Here is a 20,122-nt window from a genome sequence, read left to right as displayed (position 1 = left end):
GTTGAAGCGCCGCTCTGCAATTGTTTCGCTTGCGGTGGCGCCATTTGCGTTGTCCGCGAACCCCGCAGCAGCGTGCATGACCAATGGTCCGCAACCTGGAATCAGTGGTGGGCGGATCGGCCTCGTTCGCCGCATGTTTCAAGCCTGGTGGCGGCGTGACGAAGCCGCTTTTCTCTCGGACTACGGACCGCCCGCTGAATTCCGGAGTTTCGATCCTTCCCAGGGTAAGGAAATCCGTTTTTCACGAGATGTCTCACACGGAAAGGCGCTATTCGGTCAATTGTTTTTAGATCCGGAGATCAGGCGAGAATTCGTTTCTATCACTCTGGTCGACAACGATATTTTCGTTGCGATCAACGAGGAAAGCCAACCGGGCGTAATATCAAGCTGCGGCCTAGTCCGCACGCGCCACCTGTTTCTCGTCCGTTTTCTCAGGCCGCAGGGGAGCGCGGTCGGGAACCCGCTGGAAATCGAGTATCTCGGCGGGAAGGAAGGGAACGTTTACAACGAGGTCATGCACGTCACCTGAGACCAGCCGCAAATGATAGTGATGCCGAACGCAGTATAGGTCTTTCTCAGATGTCGCGAAATTCCTCGACCACGGTGCGATAGACGGGCTTCTTGAACGGGATGATCAGCTCGGGCAGCGAGGCCCGCTCGACCCAGCGCCATTCGGAAAATTCGGGATGCGAATGCGCCTCGAGGTCGATGTCCTCGTCGGTGCCGAGGAAGCGCGCGCAGTACCATGTCTGGCGCTGGCCCCGATACTTGCCACCCCATAGCTTGCCGTGAAGTTCGGGCGGGAGGTCGTAGAACAGCTCGTTTTCGGTCTCGGCGACGAACTCGACATGCTCGCGCCGGACGCCGGTTTCCTCGTGCAGTTCGCGATAGGCGGCCTCGCGCAGGTCCTCGCCCTCGTCGACGCCGCCCTGCGGCATCTGCCACCAGTCGCCCTCCTTGGTGTCGATCCGCTTGCCGACGAAGGCCTGGCCGTGGCCGTTGATGAGCATCACGCCCACGCAGGGGCGATACTGCGTCGCGTCCTTGTTGGCGGTGCTCATGCGACGTGTCCGTGGCGGCGCAGCAGCAGGTGCATCGCGTCGAGCAGCGCGCCGACGTCGTTCTGCGCGCTGGGCATCGCCTTTCGAAGCGTGGCGAAGCCGTGGATGTTGCCTTGCGCCTCAAGATAGGTCGTATCGACCCCGCGTTCGATCAGGTGCTGGGCGTATTCGCGCCCCGAATCGCGCAGCGGATCGAGCCCGGCGGTGATCACAACGGTGGGCGGCACGTTTTCCGCCTCCTCGAGCAGCGGGAACATGCGGTGGCTGAGCGGATCGCCGCGATACTGGTCGCTGAACCATTTCATTGCCGCGCCGGTGAGGAGGAATCCTTCGGCGAAATCGCGGAAGCTCGCCGTCTGCGAGATATCGCCCGCGATCGGGTAGATCGGCGCCTGCAGCACCACCGGCACCTCGGCCGGCTCGACGCCGAGTGCATGGGTGGTGACGATGGTGAGGTTGCCGCCCGCGCTGTCGCCGGTGATGACCAGCCCGGTGAATTCCCGGCCCAGTTCCTCCGGAGAAGTCGCGATCCAGCGCGCCGCCGCCTCGCAATCGTCGGGCGCGGCGGGGAAGGGATGCTCGGGCGCGAGGCGATAGTCGACCGACATCACCGGCAGGTCGAGCGTGGCGCAGATCTCGGTGCAGAGCGAGTGATAGACTTCGAGATCGCCGATCACGTGGCCGCCGCCGTGGAGGAACACCACCACCGGGCCGGGCGCGCGCTCTTCCTGCGTATCGTAGAAGCGCAGCGGGATCTCGCCTTCGGGGCCGGGGCAGGTGAGGTCGCGGATCACCGCGAGCGCGCGCGGCTCGGCCTCGGCGATCGCGCCCAGCGCGCGCATCCCCGCGCGCCCTTGCTCGACCGGCAGTTCCTCGACCCCCGGTCGGCCCATCTGTTCGAGCATGGCGAGGAAGCCGGCGACGTCGTCGCGTACGTAGTGTTCGGTATCGGTCACGCAAATTCTCCTGTCGAGGCTTTCAACCGCTCGCTTAACGCGGTGTTCCGGAGGAGGAAAGCAGGGTTGTCCGCGCCGCCAGTCGGGAGCATAGGGGCTGGCCAACCAACGGGACATTCATGGCCACCGCAGTACACAATTCCGACGCTCCCGCAGCTCCCGACGCCATCGTCGTCCGCTTTGCCGGCGACTCCGGCGACGGGATGCAATTGACCGGCGGGCAGTTCACGCTCTCGACCGCGCTGGCGGGCAACGACCTCGCGACCTTCCCCGATTTCCCGGCGGAAATCCGCGCGCCGCAGGGCACGCTGTTCGGCGTCTCGGCGTTCCAGATCAATTTCGGCAGCCGCGAGATCAATACCGCGGGGGACGCGCCCGACGTGCTGGTGGCGATGAACCCGGCCGCGCTGAAGGTGAACCTGAAGTCATTGAAGCCCGGCGGTCTGATTATCGCCGACACCGGCGCCTTCACCAAGCGCAACCTCCAGAAGGCCGAATACGAGACCAATCCGCTCGAAGACGGCAGCCTGGCCAAATACGACCTGCTGGCCTTCGACATCTCGGCGCGCACGATCGAGGCGGTCGCGCCGTTCGGCCTCGGCAACAAGGATGCGCTGCGCTCGAAGAACATGTGGACCCTCGGCCTCGCGCTGTGGATGTTCGACCGCGACCGCAAGCCGATCCACGACTGGCTCAAGCAGAAGTTCGCCAGGAAGCCCGAGATCGCCGACGCCAATATCGCGGCGCTCGATGCGGGCCACGCCTATGGCGAGACCGCCGAGATCGCCGGTCCGCTCAAGCAGGTCGAACTGCCGCCGGTGCCGAGCGAACCGGGCCTCTATCGCACGGTGACGGGCGCGGAGGCGATCAGCCTCGGTCTCGTCGCAGGCGTGCAGCTGGCCGAACTGCCGATGTTCTTCGGCGGCTATCCGATCACGCCCGCCTCCGCGATCCTCCATCACCTCGCGCGGCTGAAGGAATTCGGCGTCACGACCTTTCAGGCCGAAGACGAGATCGCCGCGATCTGCGCCGCCATCGGCGCGAGCTGGGCGGGGAGCCTCGGCGTCACCTCGTCCTCGGGCCCGGGCATCGCGCTCAAGACCGAGGCGATGGGCCTCGCGATCATGACCGAGCTGCCGCTGGTGGTGGTCAATTCGCAGCGCGGCGGGCCGTCGACCGGCCTGCCGACCAAGACCGAGCAGAGCGATCTCTACCAGGCGGTCTATGGCCGCAACGGCGATGCGCCGATGCCGGTGGTGGCCGCGCGCAGCCCGTCCGACGCGTTCGATTGCGCGATCGAGGCGGTGCGCATCGCGGTCAAGTACATGACCCCGGTGATGCTGCTGACCGACGGCTATATCGCCAATGCCGCCGAGCCGTGGAAAGTGCCGAACCCGGCCGACTACACGCCGTTCCCGGCCAAGTTCACCACCGAGAAGCAGGGCCCAAAAGAGGAGGGGGAACTGCTCCCCTACGCTCGCGACGAGCACGGCGCGCGGCCGTGGATCAAGCCCGGCACGCCCGGCCTGATGCACCGCATCGGCGGGATCGAGAAGGCCGAGGGCACCGGTCATATCGACTACGCACCCGACAACCACCAGCGGATGACCGATGCCCGCCGCGACAAGGTGCTCGGCGTCGACGTACCCGACCAGGACGTCTGCCTCGGCGAACCCGGCGGCAAGCTCGCGGTGGTGGGCTGGGGCAGCACCTTCGGCCCGATCCACCAGGCGGTGGGCCGCGCGCGCGCCAAGGGTTGCGACGTTTCGCAGATTCACGTCCGCCATATCTGGCCGCTCCCCGCCAATCTCGGCGAGCTGCTGCGCGGCTACGACCACGTGCTGGTGCCCGAGATGAACACCGGCCAGTTCAAGACCGTGCTGCGCGACCAGTACCTTATCGACGCGATTCCGCTCACCAAGACCAGCGGCCAGCCCTTCCAGATCGCCGAGCTCGAAGCGGCGATCGGCAAGTTCTTCGATGATATCGAGGGGAACGAAGGCGGCGAGGTCCCGGCCAACGATCAGCAACTTCCCAGCACGGAGGCTGACTGATGTCGCGGATTTCTCCTCCCGCGTTGTTGCTATTCGCGCTCTTGGTTCTCGCTGCTCCGTTCTACATGACCGGGCAGTGGGCTGCTTCGCTAGGTGAAGCTCAAAACAGTTCGGTTCTCGCGATGTCGATAGGGCTAGTCGTTGCCATGATAATGGGGATCCTGCTCCTACCTATCGTTCGTCGGATGTTCGCCGACGGCTATGGTAAAGAACAATCAGAAAAACGAATACGCTCGACGATTATCGCCCTTGTCGGATTGGGGTTGATGCCTTGGGTTGCCCCACTCCTAGGTGGATCGGACGATTACATCTGGAAGTTTTTTTCCGGAGTTTACGCAGGTGTGGGGCTGCACGTCCTCCTGCATGCCTATCTAATGGGAAAGTCAAAGCAAAATGAACGCCCCAGCTAATATCGAAACCACGCTTAAGGACTGGGTCACCGACCAGGAGGTCCGCTGGTGTCCGGGCTGCGGGGATTACGCGATCCTCAAGGCCGTGCAGCGCACGCTGCCCGAGCTCGGCTGCGATCCGGCGAAGACCGTGTTCATCTCCGGCATCGGCTGTTCGAGCCGCTTTCCCTATTACATGGAGACCTACGGCTTCCACACGATCCACGGCCGCGCGCCGGCGGTGGCGACCGGAGCCAAGCTCGCCAATCCTGAACTCGACATCTGGCTGGTGACCGGCGACGGCGACGGGCTGTCGATCGGCGGCAACCACCTGATGCACGTGCTGCGGCGCAACGTGAACATGCAGATCATGCTGTTCAACAACGAGATCTACGGGCTCACCAAGGGCCAGTATTCGCCCACCAGCCGCGAGGGCACGCGTAGCCCTTCGACTCCGCTGGGCAGCTACGACCACCCGGCGCGCCCCGCCGCCTTCGCGCTCGGATCGGGCGCGCGCTTCGTCGGCCGCGGGTTCGACGTATCGAAGCACCTTCCCGACGTCCTAAAGGCCGCCCACGCACACCAGGGCGCGGCCTTCATCGAGATCTTCCAGAACTGCATCGTCTACAACAAGGACGTGTTCGACGATTTCGCCGCCCCCAAGGGCGCCGAGGATCGCCAGCTCTGGCTCGAGGACGGCAAGCCGATGCTGTTCGCGGGCGACACGAAGGGCATCACGCTCAACCGCGAGACATTGAGCCTCGAAGTGGTTGACGTGACCGACGGTGACTGGGAAGCGGCGGGCGTGATCGTCCACGACGTCAAGAACCGCTCGATCGCGCACATGCTGGTCGAGATGCCGTTCGGCCCGTTCCCGATGGCTCTCGGCGTGCTCTACGACGATCCGCACCCGACCTTCGAGACCGCCGTGATCGAAGACCGCGCGCGCGCCAGCGAAGGCAAGCAGGCCGATCTCGCCAAGCTCCTCGGCTCGGGCCAGACCTGGACCGTCGACGGCACCGCGCAGGATCCGCAGTAGGCAGTTTCCGGCGGGGGCATGGATAACCTAACCCATAGCCTCGTCGGCGCGGTGATCGGACAGGCGGGGCTCAAGCGCAAGACCGGGCTCGCCATGCCCGCGCTCATCATCGGGGCGAACCTGCCCGATGTCGATGCGGCCTGCTTCCTGTGGCTCGAGGGCGCCGAGCATCTCGGCTTTCGGCGCGGGATCACGCATGGGCCCATCGCCTGGGTGCTGCTGCCGCTGGTGCTGGCGGGGCTGCTCTATGGCTGGGATCGCTGGCAGGCGCGGCGCGGCAAGCGGCCCGAGGGGCGGCTGCCGGTGCATTTCGGCTGGCTCTACGCGCTGTCCTTCATCGGCTGCCTTACCCACCCGGTGCTCGACTGGCTCAACGTCTACGGTATCCGCCTGCTCGAGCCGTTCTCGAGCCGCTGGTTCTACGGCGACGTGCTGTTCATCATCGACGTGTGGCTCTGGGCGATCCTCGGCATCGGCCTGTGGCTGTCGCTCCGGCGCGAGAAGCATGGTGGGGATTGGCGGAAGGCTGGCCAAGTCGCGATGGCCGCTGCAGTGGCCTATATCGGTACAAATGCGATAATCACTTGGCATGCTGAGAATGTTAGGGGAGCGAATTTCGATCAGGCGATTGCCTCGCCTGTTCCGCTCGCATTCTGGGAGCGCGAGTTGATCATTCCCAATAGCGGTGTCTTAGACGAGCGACCGCCGCTCATCCTTTCTCAAACCATCATCGACGGTGTCCTTGGTTCTACGGAGCAACCACCTGCGTTCGATGCTTCACAATGTGGCACAGCCAGCGTTCCCGCATCCGACAGCGAAGTGAGCGCCTTCCTCTTCTGGTCTCGAGTTCCGTTTCTGGAATGCGATGAGTCGGGCCGAATTGTTGTTCGCGATGCCCGGTACTATCACCCAAGTGCACGAGGTCGTTTTTCCGTTTTGCTAGCGAAATCTCAGTCGGAAAGGCTTATTCCGACGGATCCATCTTCCTGACAGTCTCGCTGTCCGCCGCCGCCTTGGCTGGGGCGTAGAACAGCGCCGCGGCGAGGAACGCCCAGCCTGCGCCGCCGAGCCAGCCCGCGGTGACGTCGCTGGGGAAGTGGACGCCGAGCATCACGCGGCTCCACGCAACCATCGCGCTCAGGACCATGGCGAAGCCGATCACCGTGTAGCGCACCGAGTGGCGGCGGCTGAGCGCGGCAAAGGCGATCGCCATGCCGATATAGACCACCGCCGCGCTGAAGCTGTGGCCGCTGGGGAAGCTCTCGCCGCCCGCCTCGGTCAGATGCGGCACGATCTGCGGGCGCTCGCGGCCCACCAGAAGCTTCATGCCGGTATTGGCGAGCCAGCCGCTTGCGACCGTCAGCGCATAGATCACCGCCTCACGGCGCAGCTTGAGGAACAGCAGCGCGACCACCGCCGCGATGGCGAACAAATTGCGCAGGAACACGCCGCCGAGCGCCGTGACGTCGCGTACGCTTTCGAACACCAGCTCGGGACCGCGCGGGCCCAGTTCCTCGCCGGTGCGGTAGGACATCAGGCCCCACTGGTCGAAGCCGCCGGTGAGCCCATTGGTGACGAGGTAGACCACCACCGCCCAGCCGGCCCAGCAGATCGCGGCGGCGATGATCGCCTTCTTCCGGTCGATCCCGAAGCCGCGTTCGGGCAGCCGGATGGTATCGGCAGGGACGGTGGGGTCGTGGGGCGTGACCTCGCCCTTCTTGTGTTCATCCATGCCCGTTGGAACCGCCAACGGGGTGATCCCGTTCCGACGCCATGAGTTCTCCCCAGATCGTCTGGCTGCGGCGCGACCTGCGCCTCGTCGACCAACCCGCCCTCCATGCCGCCGCCGAAATCGGCCCGGTGATCCCGGTCTACGTGCTCGACGACGACCGCGCGGGCGACCATGCCTATGGCGGCGCCTCGCGCTGGTGGCTGCACCATTCGCTCGAAAGCCTCGGCAAGTCGTTGGGAAGCCGCCGCTCTCGGATCGTCTTGCGGCAGGGCGATGCCCCGCAGGTGCTCGCCGCGATTGCCGACGAAATGGGAGCAGGCGCGATCCACGCCAATCGTCATTACGAACCCTGGTGGAAGGAGGCCGAGGACGAACTCGCCGACGCGCTCGGTGACCAATGCGAGTTGGTGCTCCACGACGGCAATTACCTGATGCCGCCGGGCAGCGTGACGACGGGTTCGGGCGATCCCTACAAGATCTATTCGCCCTTCGCCCGTTCGCTGCTCGAATGTCTGCCGCCGCGCGATGCACTCGACGCGCCCGCGACGCTGCATTCGCCCGAGAGCTGGCCCGAGAGCGACGACCTCGACGATTTCGACCTGCTCCCGACCGAGCCCGACTGGGCGGGCGGCCTGCGCGATTTCTGGGAGGTGGGCGAGGATGCCGCCCACGCGCGGCTCGAATGGTGGGTCGACGAGGTCGCCGATTACGACGAGGGCCGCAACCTGCCTTCGCAGGACATCACCTCGCGCCTCTCACCGCATCTCCACTGGGGCGAGATTTCACCCGTACAAATCTATCACCGGCTCAAGGACCTGCGCTCGGACGGCTGGCAGACCTTCCTCAAGGAGATCGTCTGGCGAGATTACGCGCAGAACGTGATCTGCCAATTCCCCGATTATGCGCGCGAGAGCTATCGCGAATATGACGAGCGCAAGCTGTGGCGGAACCCCGATTCCGGGCACCTGATCCGCGAGGACCTCGCATGTTGGCAGAAGGGCATGACCGGCTATCCGATCGTCGATGCCGGGATGCGCCAGCTGTGGCAGACCGGCTGGATGCACAACCGGGTGCGGATGATCTGCGCCAGCTTCCTCGTCAAACACCTGCTGATCGACTGGCGGTATGGCGAGCAGTGGTACTGGGACTGCCTCGTCGATGCCGATTACGGCAACAATGGCGTCAACTGGCAGTGGATCAGCGGCACCGGGGTCGACAGCAACATGTTCGTGCGGATCATGGCCCCGCTGACCCAGAGCGAGAAGTTCGACGCGGCGGGCTATATCCGCGAATACGTCCCCGAACTCGCCGAGCTGGGTGACCAGGAGATCCACGATCCGCCCGACGAAGAGCGCGGCGACTACCCGGCCAAGATGATCGGTCACAAGGAAGCGCGGGAACGGGCGCTGGAAGCCCATCGCGCCGCCAAATAGGCGGGTGGACTAGCTGCGCGGGGCGCGGCTAGGGGGTGCGTCATGCGTAAGACCCTGACCCTCTTTTCCGCCGTTCTGGCGCTCACCGCCACACCTACCGCCGCGTTCGATCTGCCCGAAGGCGTGCGTGCGATAATCGAGGCCGCGATCGACAGCGGCGACCCGGCCAAGGTCGCGACCGTGATCGAGCTCGCGCGCCAGACCCATCCCGAGGATGCGGCCGAGATCGATGCGCTCGAAACTGCCTTCCGCACCGGTCAGGAGGCTGCCGCGCAGCAGCAGGCGGCGGCCGAGCGCGAAGCGATCGAGAACGCCGGAATCTTCGAGCGTTGGGGCGGGAAAGGCCAGGTCGGGGCCTTCCGCTCGACCGGGAACAGCGAAAATATCGGGCTGACTGCGGCACTGCGGCTCGAACGCGAGGGTGCCGACTGGACCCACCTGCTGCGCGGCAATGCCGATTACCAGGAGAGCCGGGGCGTGGTGACCCGCGAGCGCTTCCTCGCCGCTTACGAGCCGCGCCTGCAACTGGGTGACAACCTGTTCGCCTATGGCCTCACCCAGTTCGAGCGCGACCGGATTTCGGGTTTTTCGGCGCGCTACATCGTTTCGGGCGGTCTCGGCTGGTCGTCGATCGACGGCGACGGCATCTCGCTCGCGCTGCGCGCGGGCCCCGCATGGCGCTACACCGATTTCATCGCCGAGCCCGACCGCGAGCGGCTCGCCGGGCTTGCCGCGGTCGATTCCGACTGGAAGGTCGCGGACCGCATCACCGCGACGCAGGATGCGAGCGCGGTCGTCGCGAGCAACAACACCACGCTGTCCTCGCTCACCGGGCTCGAGTTCGGCGTGACCGATCGCTTGAGCACGCGGGTCTCGTACCAGGTCGACTATGAAAGCGATCCGCCGGTGGGCAAGGTCGATACCGACACGATCACGCGCTTCACGCTGGTCTACGGTTTCTGACGCGATTCCACTTCCCCAGAGGGTGCCCGGCAGCTAGCCTCCATGCGATGGACGCAATTCTCGAGATCGAAGGGCTGACCAAGGTCTATGCCGGCGGCCTCAAGGCACTCGACGATGTCGACCTGACGATCCGCAAGGGCGAGATTTTCGCGCTGCTCGGGCCCAATGGCGCGGGCAAGACCACTCTGATCGGTGCGGTGTGCGGGCTCGTCCGCCCGACCTCGGGCTCGATCCGCGCCTTCGGTCACGACCTTGCGACCGACTGGCGCGAAGCACGCCGGCGGATCGGCCTCGTGCCGCAGGAGCTTTCGACCGACATGTTCGAGCCGGTGCGGCGTGCGGTCGCCTATTCGCGCGGCCTGTTTGGCCTCGCGCCCGACCCCGCGCGGATCGAGCAGATCCTCAAGAGCCTCAGCCTGTGGGACAAGCGCGACGAGCGGATCATGGCGCTGTCGGGCGGGATGAAACGCCGCGTGCTGATCGCGAAGGCGCTGGCGCACGAACCCGACCTGCTGTTCCTCGACGAGCCCACCGCGGGGGTCGACGTCGAACTGCGCAAGGGCATGTGGGCGATCATCGACGAGATGCGCGCGCGCGGCGTCACCATCATCCTGACCACGCACTATATCGAGGAGGCCGAGGAAATGGCCGACCGGGTAGGGGTGATCAATCGCGGGGAAATCGTGATGGTCGACGAGAAGGCAGCGATGATGGCGCGGCTCGGGCGTACCGAAGCGCATATCGCGCTCGGCCGGCCATTGACGGAAATCCCGCCCGCGATCGCGCGTTTCCCGGTCGAGCTCGAAAAGGACGGCACCTCGCTCTGCTACCGCGGCGGCGACGGTACGGGGAAGGGCAAGGAAGAGGTCGCCGAACTGACCAAGGCGCTGCTTGCCGAGGGAATCGACTACATCGGGATCGATATCCGCGACAGCAGCCTCGAGGACATCTTCGTCTCGCTGCTTGGTGAGGAGGCGGTCGCATGATCAACTGGCGCTCGACCTGGTCGATCTACACCCGCGAGCTGATGCGCTTCCTGCGCACGGCCTTCCAGTCGGTGCTCGCCCCGGTGCTTACGACCTCGCTCTATTTCATCGTTTTTGGCGCCGCGATCGGCGGACGGATGCCCGATCTCGGCGGGGTCGATTACGGCGCCTTCATCATTCCCGGCCTGCTGATGCTGACGCTGTTGGGGGAGACCACCAGCAATTCGAGCTTCGGCATCTACATGCCGCGCTTCACCGGCACGATCTACGAGCTGCTCAGCGCCCCCGTGGGTGTGGCGGAAACGCTGATCGGCTTCGTCGGCGCGGCGATGACCAAGAGCCTGATCCTTGCGGCGATCATCCTCGTCACCGCGCGCCTGTTCGTCGACTATTCGATCGCGCATCCGCTGCTCGCGGTGGTCTACATCATGCTGGTCGCCGCGGCCTTCAGCCTGTTTGGCTTCATCCTCGGCATCTGGGCGGACAATTTCGAGAAGCTCGGGATCATCCCGATGCTGTTCCTCACCCCGCTGACCTTCCTGGGCGGAACGTTCTACTCGATCGACATGTTGCCCCAGCCCTGGGACACGATCGCGCTTGCAAATCCGATCGTCTACCTCGTCAGCGGGCTTCGCTGGACCTTCTACGGCAGCGCGGATGTCGATATCTGGATCAGCTTCGCGATCACGCTCGGCTTCCTCGCGCTGTGCGTGGCGATCGTGGCCTATATCTTCCGCACGGGCTGGCGACTGCGCGCGTGACGGGCTAGGCGCGAGCTCGCAATGACCCGCTTCCAGTTCACCATCCACGCCACCGACGGCGCCGCGCGCACGGGCGAAATCGCGATGCGCCGCGGCTCGATCCGCACGCCCGCCTTCATGCCGGTCGGCACCGCCGCGACGGTCAAGGCGATGAAGCCCGAGACCGTGCGCAAGACCGGCGCCGACATCATCCTCGGCAACACCTACCACCTGATGCTCCGCCCCGGGGCGGAGCGTGTCGCCAGGCTGGGTGGCCTGCACAAGTTCATGAGCTGGGACCGCCCGATCCTGACCGATAGCGGCGGCTACCAGGTGATGAGCCTGTCCGACCTGAGGAAGCTGACCGAGCAGGGGGTCGAGTTCCGCAGCCATCTCGACGGTTCGAAGCACATGCTCACGCCCGAGCGGTCGATGGAGATCCAGCGCCTGCTGGGCTCCGACATCGTGATGGCGTTCGACGAATGCCCGCGTGCCGATCGGCCGCTCGACGAGATCGCGGCGAGCATGGAGATGTCGATGCGCTGGGCCAAGCGCAGCCGCGATGCCTTCGATGCCGGGGGCGAGCATGCCGAGGGTGCGGCGCTGTTCGGGATCCAGCAGGGCGCGCTCGACGAGAAGCTCCGCCAGCGTTCCGCCGAGGCGCTCACAGAGATCGGCTTCGATGGCTATGCGATCGGCGGGCTTGCGGTGGGCGAGGGGCAGGAGGCAATGTTCGCGACGCTCGATTTCGCGCCCGGCCAGCTTCCGCAGGACCGTCCGCGTTACCTGATGGGTGTCGGCAAGCCCGACGATCTCGTCGGTGCGGTCGAGCGCGGGGTCGACATGTTCGATTGCGTACTGCCGAGCCGTTCGGGCCGCAATGGCCAGGCGTTCACCTGGAACGGTCCGATCAATCTGCGCAATGCCCGCTTTGCCGAGGATACCGATCCGCTCGACGATCGCTGTTCGTGCGACACCTGCGGCACCTATAGCCGCGCCTACCTCCACCACCTCGTCAAATCGGGCGAAATCCTCGGCGCGATGCTGATGACCGAGCACAATATCGCCTTCTACCAGCAGCTTATGCAGGCGATGCGCGATGCGATCGGCGAGGGGCGTTTCGCGACCTTCGCCTCCGACTTCCGGCGGGATTATTGCACGTGACGCGGTTCGATATCGGTCGGCAGACACGCGAACAGCGTGCGGGCCTGCTGGTGGTGATTGGGTTGCTCTCGCTGCTATTGTGGCAGACCGCGATCGGCAGCATTGTGCTCTATCCCTTCACCATCCTCGCGACCTGGTTCCATGAAATGGGCCATGGCCTGACGAGCATGCTCACCGGGTCGGAATTCGAACGGCTGGTGATCTATGCCGACGGGTCGGGCCAGTCGCTGTCGCGCACGCCGGTGGACCAATCGCGCTTTGCCGATGCGCTGGTGGCTGCGGGCGGGCCGCTCGGGCCGCCGCTTGCGGGCGCCGGGCTGATCCTTGCCTCGCGCACGGCGAAGTCCAGCCGCATCGCACTGTCGATCCTCGGCGCGGCGCTGCTCGCTTCCTGCCTGATCTGGGTGCGTAGCCTCGTCGGCCTCGCCGTGCTCGCGCCGTTCGGGGCGGCCCTTCTCGCACTCGCGTGGAAGGGTTCGCGCGACTGGTCGCGCTTCGGCGTCCAGGTGCTCGGCGTCGAGGCCGCGATCAGCACCTGGCAGCATCTTGGCTATCTCTTCACCGCCGGTGGCGTGGTCGGCGGAATCTCGCAGCGCTCGGACACGCAGGTGATCGCGGATGCGCTGGTCCTGCCCTACTGGTTCTGGGGCGGCGCGATCAGCCTCGGCATAGCGCTGCTGCTGTGGTGGAGCCTGCGGCGCGCGCTCCGGTGAGGCTTCGCGCCTTGTTGCGAAAGTAGTGTTAACCGCCGGTATAGGCCGTCGATATCAGGCCCTTCCAATCGATCCGTGTTTTGCTAAGCTCGCCCGGTAAAACGGGAATTGGGTCGGGGAAACTCATGAAAATCTGCAAAGCCATTCTGGCCGCGACTGCGGCTGCCATCGTCACGCCTGTTGCTGCGCAGGATGCCGAAGAACTTGCCGCGCGTTACGGTGCGCGACCGTCGATCCTCGACATCAGCCTCTCGCCTTCGGGGAACAAGCTGGCGATCGTCGCGCCCGATTCCACCCATGGCGAGGTGGTGAAGGTCATCGACCTCGCCGGCGGCGCGGAGATGCAGAGCATCATGCGCAACACCGAGCAGAACGGAGATATCACGTCCTGCGACTGGGCTACCGAAGCACGGCTCGTGTGCGAGCTCGACGGAGCGGTCGAGCGCGACGACGGGGTCCTCCTATGGTTCTCGCGCATCTTCTCCTTCAATGAAGACGGCAGCGATATCGAGGTACTTACCCAGAGCCGCAGCTTTCGCGCGCTCGGGTTCCGGCAGGATGGCGGCTCGATCGTCGCGCTCGACGTCCCCGGCGAAGAAAACAACATTCTCATGACCCGCGACTACGTGCCCGAGATGACCGTCGGCACGCGTCTCGCAAACGAGGAGTCCGGCCTCGGGGTCGATGCCGTCGACATCACCAACCGCCGTCGCAAGGTCGTCGAACGTCCCGACGACAAGGCCAGCGCCTTTGTCGCCGACGAGACGGGGCGCGTGCGGCTCAAGGTCCTCAGCGCACGGCGGGGCGACGGGACGCTCCTCGGCCGTCGGATGTACTATTACCGCCCCGCCGGAGACGATGGCTGGCGCGAATTCGAACAGGTGACGATCGACGGTAAGGAGCGAACCGACTTCGTGCCGGCCGCCGTCGATTCGAAACGCAACGTGGTCTACGGATGGGATACCATCGGCGGCTACGACGCGATCGTCGAGGTCAAGCTCGACGGTAGCGGTGAAGGACGCGTCGTGATGATGCGCGACGACGTCGACGTCGACCGCCTGATCCGCATCGGTCGCAAGCGCCGCGTCGTCGGCGCGAGCTATGCGACCGAGAAACGCGCGGTCGAATATTTCGACAGCGAACTCGGCGGGCTCGCGAGCGAACTCGAGAAGGCGCTACCGGGCAATCCGCTGGTCGACATCGTCGGGGCGAATGCGGACGAGAGCAAGCTGCTGCTGATCGCCTCGAGCGACACCGATCCGGGCATGCTCTACATGTTCCACAAGGACACGATGCAGCTCGAACCGCTGCTGCCGATGCGCGACTATCTCGTGAACAAGCCGATGGGCGAGATGCGGCCAGTCACCTTTCCCGCTCGGGACGGCACCCAGATTCCCGCATACCTCACCTTGCCGCCGGGCTCCGATGGAAAGGGCCTGCCCGCGATCGTGCTGCCGCATGGCGGGCCCAGCGCCCGCGACGAATGGGGCTTCGACTGGCTGGTGCAATTCTTCGTGGCGCGCGGTTATGCCGTGCTCCAACCCAATTACCGCGGCTCGGCGGGCTATGGTCAGGCGTGGTTCGGCCGCAATGGCTTCAAGGCTTGGGAAACCGCGGTGGGCGATGTCAACGACGCGGGCCGCTGGCTGGTGTCCGAGGGAATCGCATCCGCGGACAAGCTCGCGATCGCCGGATGGTCCTATGGCGGCTACGCGGCGCTGCAATCGCAGGTGCTAGATCCCGAGCTTTACAATGCGGTGGTGGCAATCGCGCCGGTCACCGACCTGCAGGACCTGCGCCGCGAAGCGCAGCCCTACACCCATTCGATCCTGGTCGATCGTTTCGTCGGTGACGGCCCGCATATCGAGGCGGGGAGCCCGGCGCGACATGCCGATCGCTTTGCCGCACCGGTTATGCTGGTGCACGGGACGCTCGACAGGAACGTGTCGCATAACCAGTCGCGCAAGATGGAAGACAGGCTCGAGGACGCCGGCAAGCCGGTCACCTATATCGAGTTCGAAGGGCTCGAGCACGGCATCCGCGACAGCCAGGCGCGCAAGAAGATGCTGCTCGCGATCGACGGTTTCCTGTCCGAGGCGCTGGGCGACTGAACTCAGCGGGGCGGCACCAGCCATTCGCGTTCGCGATCGTAGCGCCAGCCTTCGGGCAGGCGGGCTGCGATCGCGGCGAGACCGGGATTGACCGGCGACAGCGCGCCCGCATTCGCCCCTTCGACCCGGTAGACCCGACCGTCCGGGCCGACCTTGAGCGTCATGACAAGGCCACCGGGAAGGCCAGGGGCACCTGATTCCGCGCCGAGTGCGAGCGCTGCGCGTTCGCGCAGGTCGAGTTCCTGCGATATATAGAATGCGCGGGTCGCAGCGGTTTCCTCGCCGGCGAAGGCGGCATCGGCCAGCTGGAGCACTTCGGCAAAGGTGAGCCCCGGCGGCATCGGGTCGGAATCTTCGCCATCGGCGACGATCAACTGGTTGAGCAGGATTTCCTCGAACGCGATTTCGCCGCGGACGACCATCCGGTTGCTGCGCCCGATCAACGGTACATCGGCGGGGATCGCCCCGCGCGCATCGCCACTGAAAAGCGATTTGCCATTGAGCTTGACGAAATAGCGCCCCGATTCGAGCCAGATGACATGGAGTTCGTTGTCGGCGGCCCAGTCGATCGTTGCGGGAAACTCGCCCGTCTCGACGTAGTCGTCCCAGCCTTCGCGGGTGCGCTTGGAAATCAACAGCTCTCCTTCCTGGTCGATTCCCAGCCAGAGATAGCCATCGGGGCTGTTGCCGAGCATGAACTGGAGCGGGTTGTGCCGCCGGTCGGCGATGTCGATGCCGCGAAACTTGAGGACGAGCTCGACCCCGTCGACCTCGGTCGGCAAATTGGCAAGCCAGTAGCTCGGCGTGCCCTCGATCCCCTCGTCCGAGAGCGTGCGGCTGGTGAACGGAAAGCCGCCGTATTTCTTCGCCGCCTCGCTATTGTCGCCGACGATATCGCGCGCCGCGAGCACGGCTTCGGCCGAATCGGCCGGCGTCCGGGCGTAATAGACCGGGTAGCGCTGGATATCGGGATCGGTGAATACCGCTTCTATGTCGGTCGGCAGCGTCTGTGCGTGCGCCGGAGCCCAAAAACCCAGTGCAGCGATAGCCAGCGCAATTCGCGTGATGAAAGAATGGATTGCGGTCAATGTGCTCTCCCCTCGTAATTCGAGCAGGGAAAACCTTGCAGTTGGCGCAAGCCGGGTAAACCCACACTTTCTGACGAATAGCCGGTGCGACCTCGCAAACGAAAAGGGCGGCCCCGCGGGACCGCCCTTTCGAACATCTGGCTGGGAAACCGATCAGCGCGAATAGAATTCGACGACCAGGTTCGGTTCCATCGTGACCGGGTAGGGCACTTCGTCGAGCTTCGGCACGCGGGTGAAGGTCACCGCGTCGTTGCCTTCGGCGACGACGTAATCGGGCACTTCACGCTCGGGCAGGCTCTGCGCTTCGATGACCAGCGCCATATCCTTGGCCTTGTCGCCGAGGCTGATCACGTCGCCGACCTTGACGCGGGCCGAGGGGATGTTGGTCTTCACGCCGTTCAGCTTGATGTGGCCGTGATTGACGATCTGGCGCGCGGCGAAGATCGTCGGGGCGAACTTGGCGCGGTAGACGACCATGTCGAGGCGCTGCTCGAGCAGGCCGATCAGGTTCTGGCCGGTGTCGCCCTTCATCGCGGCGGCTTTCTTGTAGGTCGCCTTGAACTGCTTCTCGGTGACGTCGCCGTAATAGCCCTTGAGCTTCTGCTTGGCGCGGAGCTGCAGGCCGAAGTCGGACATCTTGCCCTTGCGGCGCTGGCCGTGCTGGCCGGGACCGTAGGAACGCTTGTTGACCGGGGAATTCGGGCGACCCCAGATGTTTTCGCCCATCCGGCGGTCGAGTTTGTACTTGGCGCTCTTGCGCTTCGACATGAGTCTTCTCCAAAAGTTGCGGACCAGCCCAAGGACGATTCCCCTGCTGGCCATTCAACCCGGCATCGCACCGCCAGGGCTCAATCCCTGACGCGGCCACCGCTTCACCGGGGTGCGGGGCCAAATTCGTTCGACTTAATGGAAGTCGCGCGAAGCGAGGCGCCCATTTAGCAAGAAAGCGCGACCGGTCAAGTCTCGACAGGCGAGGCCGCGCGGGGCAGGGGGGCGCCATGAACGACGCAATCAAACTCCCCGAGGACTGTTCCTCGATGCCCGAAGTGCGCGCCGGGGTCGATGCGACCGACCGCCAGATCATGGCGCTGCTCGAACGGCGCTTCGGCTACATGCGCGCAGCCGCCCGGATCAAGCCCGATCGCAGCGCGGTGCGCGACGAGGCGCGCAAGCGCGAAGTGATTGAAAATGCCGTGGCCGATGCCCGCAATGCCGGGCTCCCCGAGGCCCCGTTGGAGGATATCTGGGATCGCCTGGTCGAGGCGTCGATCGCCTACGAATTCAACGAATTCGACACTATCCGCAACGCCTGACACGGGCCGGATGCGGGTCCGGCAATGCACGGCCGGTCAGCGCGGGCGGGACTGGCTCTCGTCCCCGACCTGTGCCGCCGCCTCGTTGTAGAGATCTTCGTTCTCGCTTAGCGGTGCGCCGTCCTGCTGCAGTTCCTGCATGACCTCGCGCGTTGCCAACCGGTCCTCACGGGCCGTCGACATGGTCCGGCAGACGCGCTGCGGGACGCGCGATCCGACCGCGGTCACGTTGCGGCAGACCGTCTTTTCCTTCTCGCCCGACACGACAAGCTTCTGATCCGGCTTGGTCGCCGTGTCACCGTCGGCCTGCGCGACAGCCTCGGTCTCCGTCGGCTCCTCTCCGGCTACCGTCGTCGACGGCTGGCTTTCTTCTGCGGCGGGAGCATCCTGCGGTGCGCTCTGAAATGCGGCGACTGGCGCCGCCACCAGCGCAGGCAGGGTGGCGAAGAGAAGGGCGGGAACGGGGAGGCGGAATTGGCGCATGGGAATCTCCAGTGACAAAATCTCCGGTTAATTCCCTTTAATGATGCGCTTATAGCATCGTCCCGTCAATTGATGACGAATTCGCGCATGGAGCGCTTGATCCCGCAAAGTCCCGCGATCAGTCGCGCTTGCTATCGCGAATCGAATCCTGCGTGCCGCGACGTTCGGCGTCCCATTCGGCCCGCGTCATGCAGACCTTCTGGCTGAACCGGCTCCCCATGTTCTTGATCCGCTTGCAGATCTTCTTCTGGTCCGCCTCGTCGGCCTCGCGCTTCTCGGAGTCCTGCTTTTCCTTGGTAGCGGCGACTTCCTGCTCGCTTTCCTGTTCGGGGTTGGCCTGCGCGGCGAACGCAGCGGGGCTCGCAGCGAAAACGAATGCGGCTACGGCGAGGGAAAGCTTGGACATTTGCGACTCCTTGAACTCAGGGTGATGGTGTGGAGGCTCGGCGATCGAGCGTCAAACCTTCACCCGTCGGTTGGGCGTTTATCTTTGGAAAGTGAGGACAAAACACCACGCATGGTCCGCACCTCGAGATGGTTCCAGCCCGGCTTGGTCAGCATCGTGCGCAAGGTCCGCCGGGTCGCATCGGCGCGCGAGGGCGGGAGGAAATAGCCGCGCGGCTCGAGCATCGCGGCCAGTTGCTCGAACATACCGTCGAACTCTTCCTGCGAGGCCGGGGGCAGGGCGTCTTCATGTGTCGGCTGCACCAGGCCTTCGGCGTTCTTGGACCATTCGTAGGCGCACAGGATCACGGCCTGCGCGAGGTTGAGCGAACCGAACTCGGGGTCGATCGGCACGGTCAGGATCGTCCGGGCGAGCGCAACGTCGTCGGTCTCGAGCCCCGAACGCTCGGGTCCGAACACCAGCGCGCTGCGCCCGCTGTCGGCATGGATCGCGTGCGCAGCCTCTTCTGGCGTGACGACCGGCTTGGTCACCCCGCGCTTGCGCACCGTGGTGGCATAGACATGCGCACAATCGCTCACAGCCTCGCCAAGGCTGTCGAACACCCTCGCTCCTTCGAGCACGTCGTCGGCGCCCGAAGCGGCGGGGCCAGCGGCCGGATTGGGCCAACCGTCGCGCGGGGCGACGAGCCGCATCTCGGTGAGGCCGAAATTGCGCATGGCGCGCGCGGCCTTGCCGATATTCTCGCCCAGTTGTGGCCGGACGAGCACGATTACGGGCTGATTATTCGCCGCCGACATCGCGGACCGTACTGGCGAATTCCTCGAAATCGCGCGCTTCGCTGAAATCCCGATAGACGCTGGCGAAGCGGATATAGGCGACGCTGTCGAGCTGGCGCAGCCCGTCCATCACCATTTCGCCGATGCGCTGCGAGGAAATCTCGCTGTCGCCGGCGGTTTCGACCTGACGCTGGATGCCCGAGACGAGCTGGTCGATCTTTTCGCGCGAGACGTCGCGCTTGCGGCAGGCAAGCAGCACCGAATGCTCGATTTTCGAACGGTCGAAGGGTTGGCGGCGGCCTTCCTCGCCATCGGCTCCGGTCTTGACCACGGTGATGTCACGCAGCTGCACGCGCTCGAAGGTGGTGAAGCGCGCACCGCACTGGCTGCACTGGCGGCGGCGGCGGATCGCGGTGTTGTCCTCTGTGGGGCGCGAATCCTTTACCTGGCTGTCTTCATGCGCGCAGAAGGGGCAGCGCATCTATGGACGCAACCGTTTGTACAGCATTATCCCCGCGCCCGCTAAGCCGCCGACGACGGGGCCAATCACGGGCAGGATCGCGCCCGCGACGGCTCCGGCGGCCGCGCCGAGCAATACCGGCTTGGTCGAAGGGTGCTGCATGCCCTGCTTCGCCATGCCCGAAATCTCGGCCTTGGCATCGGGCAGCAGGTCGTGATCCTGGTGGCGGGGGTCCTTGGGGTCGCGGTCGGTCAT

23 protein-coding genes are annotated in these 20,122 nt (G+C 65.1%); 13 read left to right on the top strand and 10 right to left on the bottom strand.

Translation table 11 applies throughout. The annotated features are described in order from the left end of the window. The first annotated feature begins 1 nt into the window (after nt 1). Complete coding sequence (locus tag IEW49_RS06815; RefSeq protein WP_188641972.1) at nt 2-529, top strand: hypothetical protein; 528 nt, start codon at nt 2-4, stop codon at nt 527-529. A 46-nt stretch (nt 530-575) separates the two neighbouring features. Here the strand turns inward: IEW49_RS06815 and IEW49_RS06810 are convergent, their stop codons facing one another. After that, complete coding sequence (locus tag IEW49_RS06810; protein WP_188641971.1) at nt 576-1,061, bottom strand: RNA pyrophosphohydrolase; 486 nt, start codon at nt 1,059-1,061, stop codon at nt 576-578. Further along, the gene (locus IEW49_RS06805) at nt 1,058-2,017 is read right to left on the bottom strand and encodes an alpha/beta hydrolase (protein WP_229658113.1); all 960 of its coding nucleotides are present in this window, start codon (nt 2,015-2,017) and stop codon (nt 1,058-1,060) included. Before IEW49_RS06805 ends, IEW49_RS06810 begins: the two co-directional genes overlap by 4 nt. Nucleotides 2,018-2,136: 119 nt before the next feature. Here IEW49_RS06805 and IEW49_RS06800 point away from each other — a divergent pair, with 119 nt between their 5' ends. The 4 genes from IEW49_RS06800 to IEW49_RS06785 are packed head-to-tail and all read left to right on the top strand — an operon-like array spanning nt 2,137 to nt 6,489. Then, entirely contained in the window at nt 2,137-4,071 is a 1,935-nt protein-coding gene (locus IEW49_RS06800) for a 2-oxoacid:acceptor oxidoreductase subunit alpha (RefSeq protein ID WP_188641969.1), read from the top strand. Beyond that, on the top strand, nt 4,071-4,481 hold the full coding sequence (locus tag IEW49_RS06795; RefSeq protein WP_188641968.1) for a hypothetical protein: 411 nt from the start codon (nt 4,071-4,073) through the stop codon (nt 4,479-4,481). The genes IEW49_RS06800 and IEW49_RS06795 overlap by 1 nt, the downstream gene beginning before the upstream one ends. Next, nucleotides 4,465-5,499, top strand: a complete 1,035-nt coding sequence (locus IEW49_RS06790) for a 2-oxoacid:ferredoxin oxidoreductase subunit beta (protein ID WP_188641967.1) — start codon at nt 4,465-4,467, stop codon at nt 5,497-5,499. Before IEW49_RS06795 ends, IEW49_RS06790 begins: the two co-directional genes overlap by 17 nt. 18 nt (nt 5,500-5,517) lie before the next feature. Further along, the gene (locus IEW49_RS06785) at nt 5,518-6,489 is read left to right on the top strand and encodes a metal-dependent hydrolase (protein WP_188641966.1); all 972 of its coding nucleotides are present in this window, start codon (nt 5,518-5,520) and stop codon (nt 6,487-6,489) included. On the opposite strand, the gene IEW49_RS06780 is transcribed toward IEW49_RS06785, so the two are convergent. Further along, the gene (locus IEW49_RS06780; protein WP_188641965.1) at nt 6,464-7,231 is read right to left on the bottom strand and encodes a phosphatase PAP2 family protein; all 768 of its coding nucleotides are present in this window, start codon (nt 7,229-7,231) and stop codon (nt 6,464-6,466) included. The genes IEW49_RS06785 and IEW49_RS06780 overlap by 26 nt on opposite strands. Nucleotides 7,232-7,272: 41 nt before the next feature. Between IEW49_RS06780 and IEW49_RS06775 the strand changes: the two genes are divergently transcribed. The 7 genes from IEW49_RS06775 (at nt 7,273) to IEW49_RS06745 (ending at nt 15,341) form a co-directional block, all read left to right on the top strand. Continuing rightward, nucleotides 7,273-8,664, top strand: coding sequence for a cryptochrome/photolyase family protein (locus IEW49_RS06775; RefSeq protein ID WP_188641964.1), 1,392 nt, complete (start codon nt 7,273-7,275; stop codon nt 8,662-8,664). A gap of 42 nt (nt 8,665-8,706) precedes the next feature. Then, nucleotides 8,707-9,627 (top strand): DUF481 domain-containing protein, encoded by a 921-nt coding sequence (locus IEW49_RS06770; RefSeq protein ID WP_188641963.1) that lies wholly within the window; start codon nt 8,707-8,709, stop codon nt 9,625-9,627. Nucleotides 9,628-9,674: 47 nt separating this feature from the next. Continuing rightward, nucleotides 9,675-10,613: an ABC transporter ATP-binding protein gene (locus tag IEW49_RS06765; protein ID WP_188641962.1), complete on the top strand. Its 939-nt coding sequence runs from the start codon at nt 9,675-9,677 to the stop codon at nt 10,611-10,613. Then, nucleotides 10,610-11,374, top strand: coding sequence for an ABC transporter permease (locus tag IEW49_RS06760; protein WP_188641961.1), 765 nt, complete (start codon nt 10,610-10,612; stop codon nt 11,372-11,374). The genes IEW49_RS06765 and IEW49_RS06760 overlap by 4 nt, the downstream gene beginning before the upstream one ends. Before the next feature lie 21 nt (nt 11,375-11,395). Next, nucleotides 11,396-12,517, top strand: coding sequence for a tRNA guanosine(34) transglycosylase Tgt (gene tgt / locus IEW49_RS06755; protein WP_188641960.1), 1,122 nt, complete (start codon nt 11,396-11,398; stop codon nt 12,515-12,517). Then, complete coding sequence (locus IEW49_RS06750) at nt 12,514-13,230, top strand: M50 family metallopeptidase (protein WP_229658112.1); 717 nt, start codon at nt 12,514-12,516, stop codon at nt 13,228-13,230. The genes tgt and IEW49_RS06750 overlap by 4 nt, the downstream gene beginning before the upstream one ends. A 125-nt stretch (nt 13,231-13,355) precedes the next feature. Beyond that, a complete protein-coding gene (locus IEW49_RS06745; protein WP_188641959.1) occupies nt 13,356-15,341 on the top strand; it encodes an alpha/beta hydrolase family protein in 1,986 nt (661 codons plus the stop codon). Between the two features lie 2 nt (nt 15,342-15,343). On the opposite strand, the gene IEW49_RS06740 is transcribed toward IEW49_RS06745, so the two are convergent. Next, the gene (locus IEW49_RS06740) at nt 15,344-16,429 is read right to left on the bottom strand and encodes a hypothetical protein (RefSeq protein WP_188641958.1); all 1,086 of its coding nucleotides are present in this window, start codon (nt 16,427-16,429) and stop codon (nt 15,344-15,346) included. 153 nt (nt 16,430-16,582) lie between these two features. After that, nucleotides 16,583-17,197: a 30S ribosomal protein S4 gene (gene rpsD / locus IEW49_RS06735; protein WP_188641957.1), complete on the bottom strand. Its 615-nt coding sequence runs from the start codon at nt 17,195-17,197 to the stop codon at nt 16,583-16,585. Nucleotides 17,198-17,427: 230 nt separating this feature from the next. Here rpsD and IEW49_RS06730 point away from each other — a divergent pair, with 230 nt between their 5' ends. Continuing rightward, entirely contained in the window at nt 17,428-17,742 is a 315-nt protein-coding gene (locus IEW49_RS06730; protein ID WP_188641956.1) for a chorismate mutase, read from the top strand. A 36-nt stretch (nt 17,743-17,778) separates the two neighbouring features. Here the strand turns inward: IEW49_RS06730 and IEW49_RS06725 are convergent, their stop codons facing one another. The 5 genes from IEW49_RS06725 to IEW49_RS06705 form a co-directional block, all read right to left on the bottom strand. Beyond that, on the bottom strand, nt 17,779-18,225 hold the full coding sequence (locus IEW49_RS06725) for a hypothetical protein (protein WP_188641955.1): 447 nt from the start codon (nt 18,223-18,225) through the stop codon (nt 17,779-17,781). Nucleotides 18,226-18,343: 118 nt separating this feature from the next. Continuing rightward, a complete protein-coding gene (locus IEW49_RS06720) occupies nt 18,344-18,631 on the bottom strand; it encodes a hypothetical protein (RefSeq protein ID WP_188641954.1) in 288 nt (95 codons plus the stop codon). 59 nt (nt 18,632-18,690) lie between these two features. Continuing rightward, nucleotides 18,691-19,428, bottom strand: coding sequence for an RNA methyltransferase (locus IEW49_RS06715; protein ID WP_188641953.1), 738 nt, complete (start codon nt 19,426-19,428; stop codon nt 18,691-18,693). Beyond that, nucleotides 19,412-19,888, bottom strand: a complete 477-nt coding sequence (gene nrdR, locus IEW49_RS06710) for a transcriptional regulator NrdR (RefSeq protein WP_188641952.1) — start codon at nt 19,886-19,888, stop codon at nt 19,412-19,414. The genes IEW49_RS06715 and nrdR overlap by 17 nt, the downstream gene beginning before the upstream one ends. Next, the gene (locus IEW49_RS06705) at nt 19,889-20,122 is read right to left on the bottom strand and encodes a hypothetical protein (RefSeq protein WP_188641951.1); all 234 of its coding nucleotides are present in this window, start codon (nt 20,120-20,122) and stop codon (nt 19,889-19,891) included.

Source organism: Pseudoblastomonas marina, assembly GCF_014641655.1.
Lineage (GTDB): Bacteria > Pseudomonadota > Alphaproteobacteria > Sphingomonadales > Sphingomonadaceae > Alteriqipengyuania_A > Alteriqipengyuania_A marina.
The sequence above is the reverse complement of the archived record's forward strand: the minus strand, read 5'-3'. Positions and strand labels throughout refer to the sequence as shown.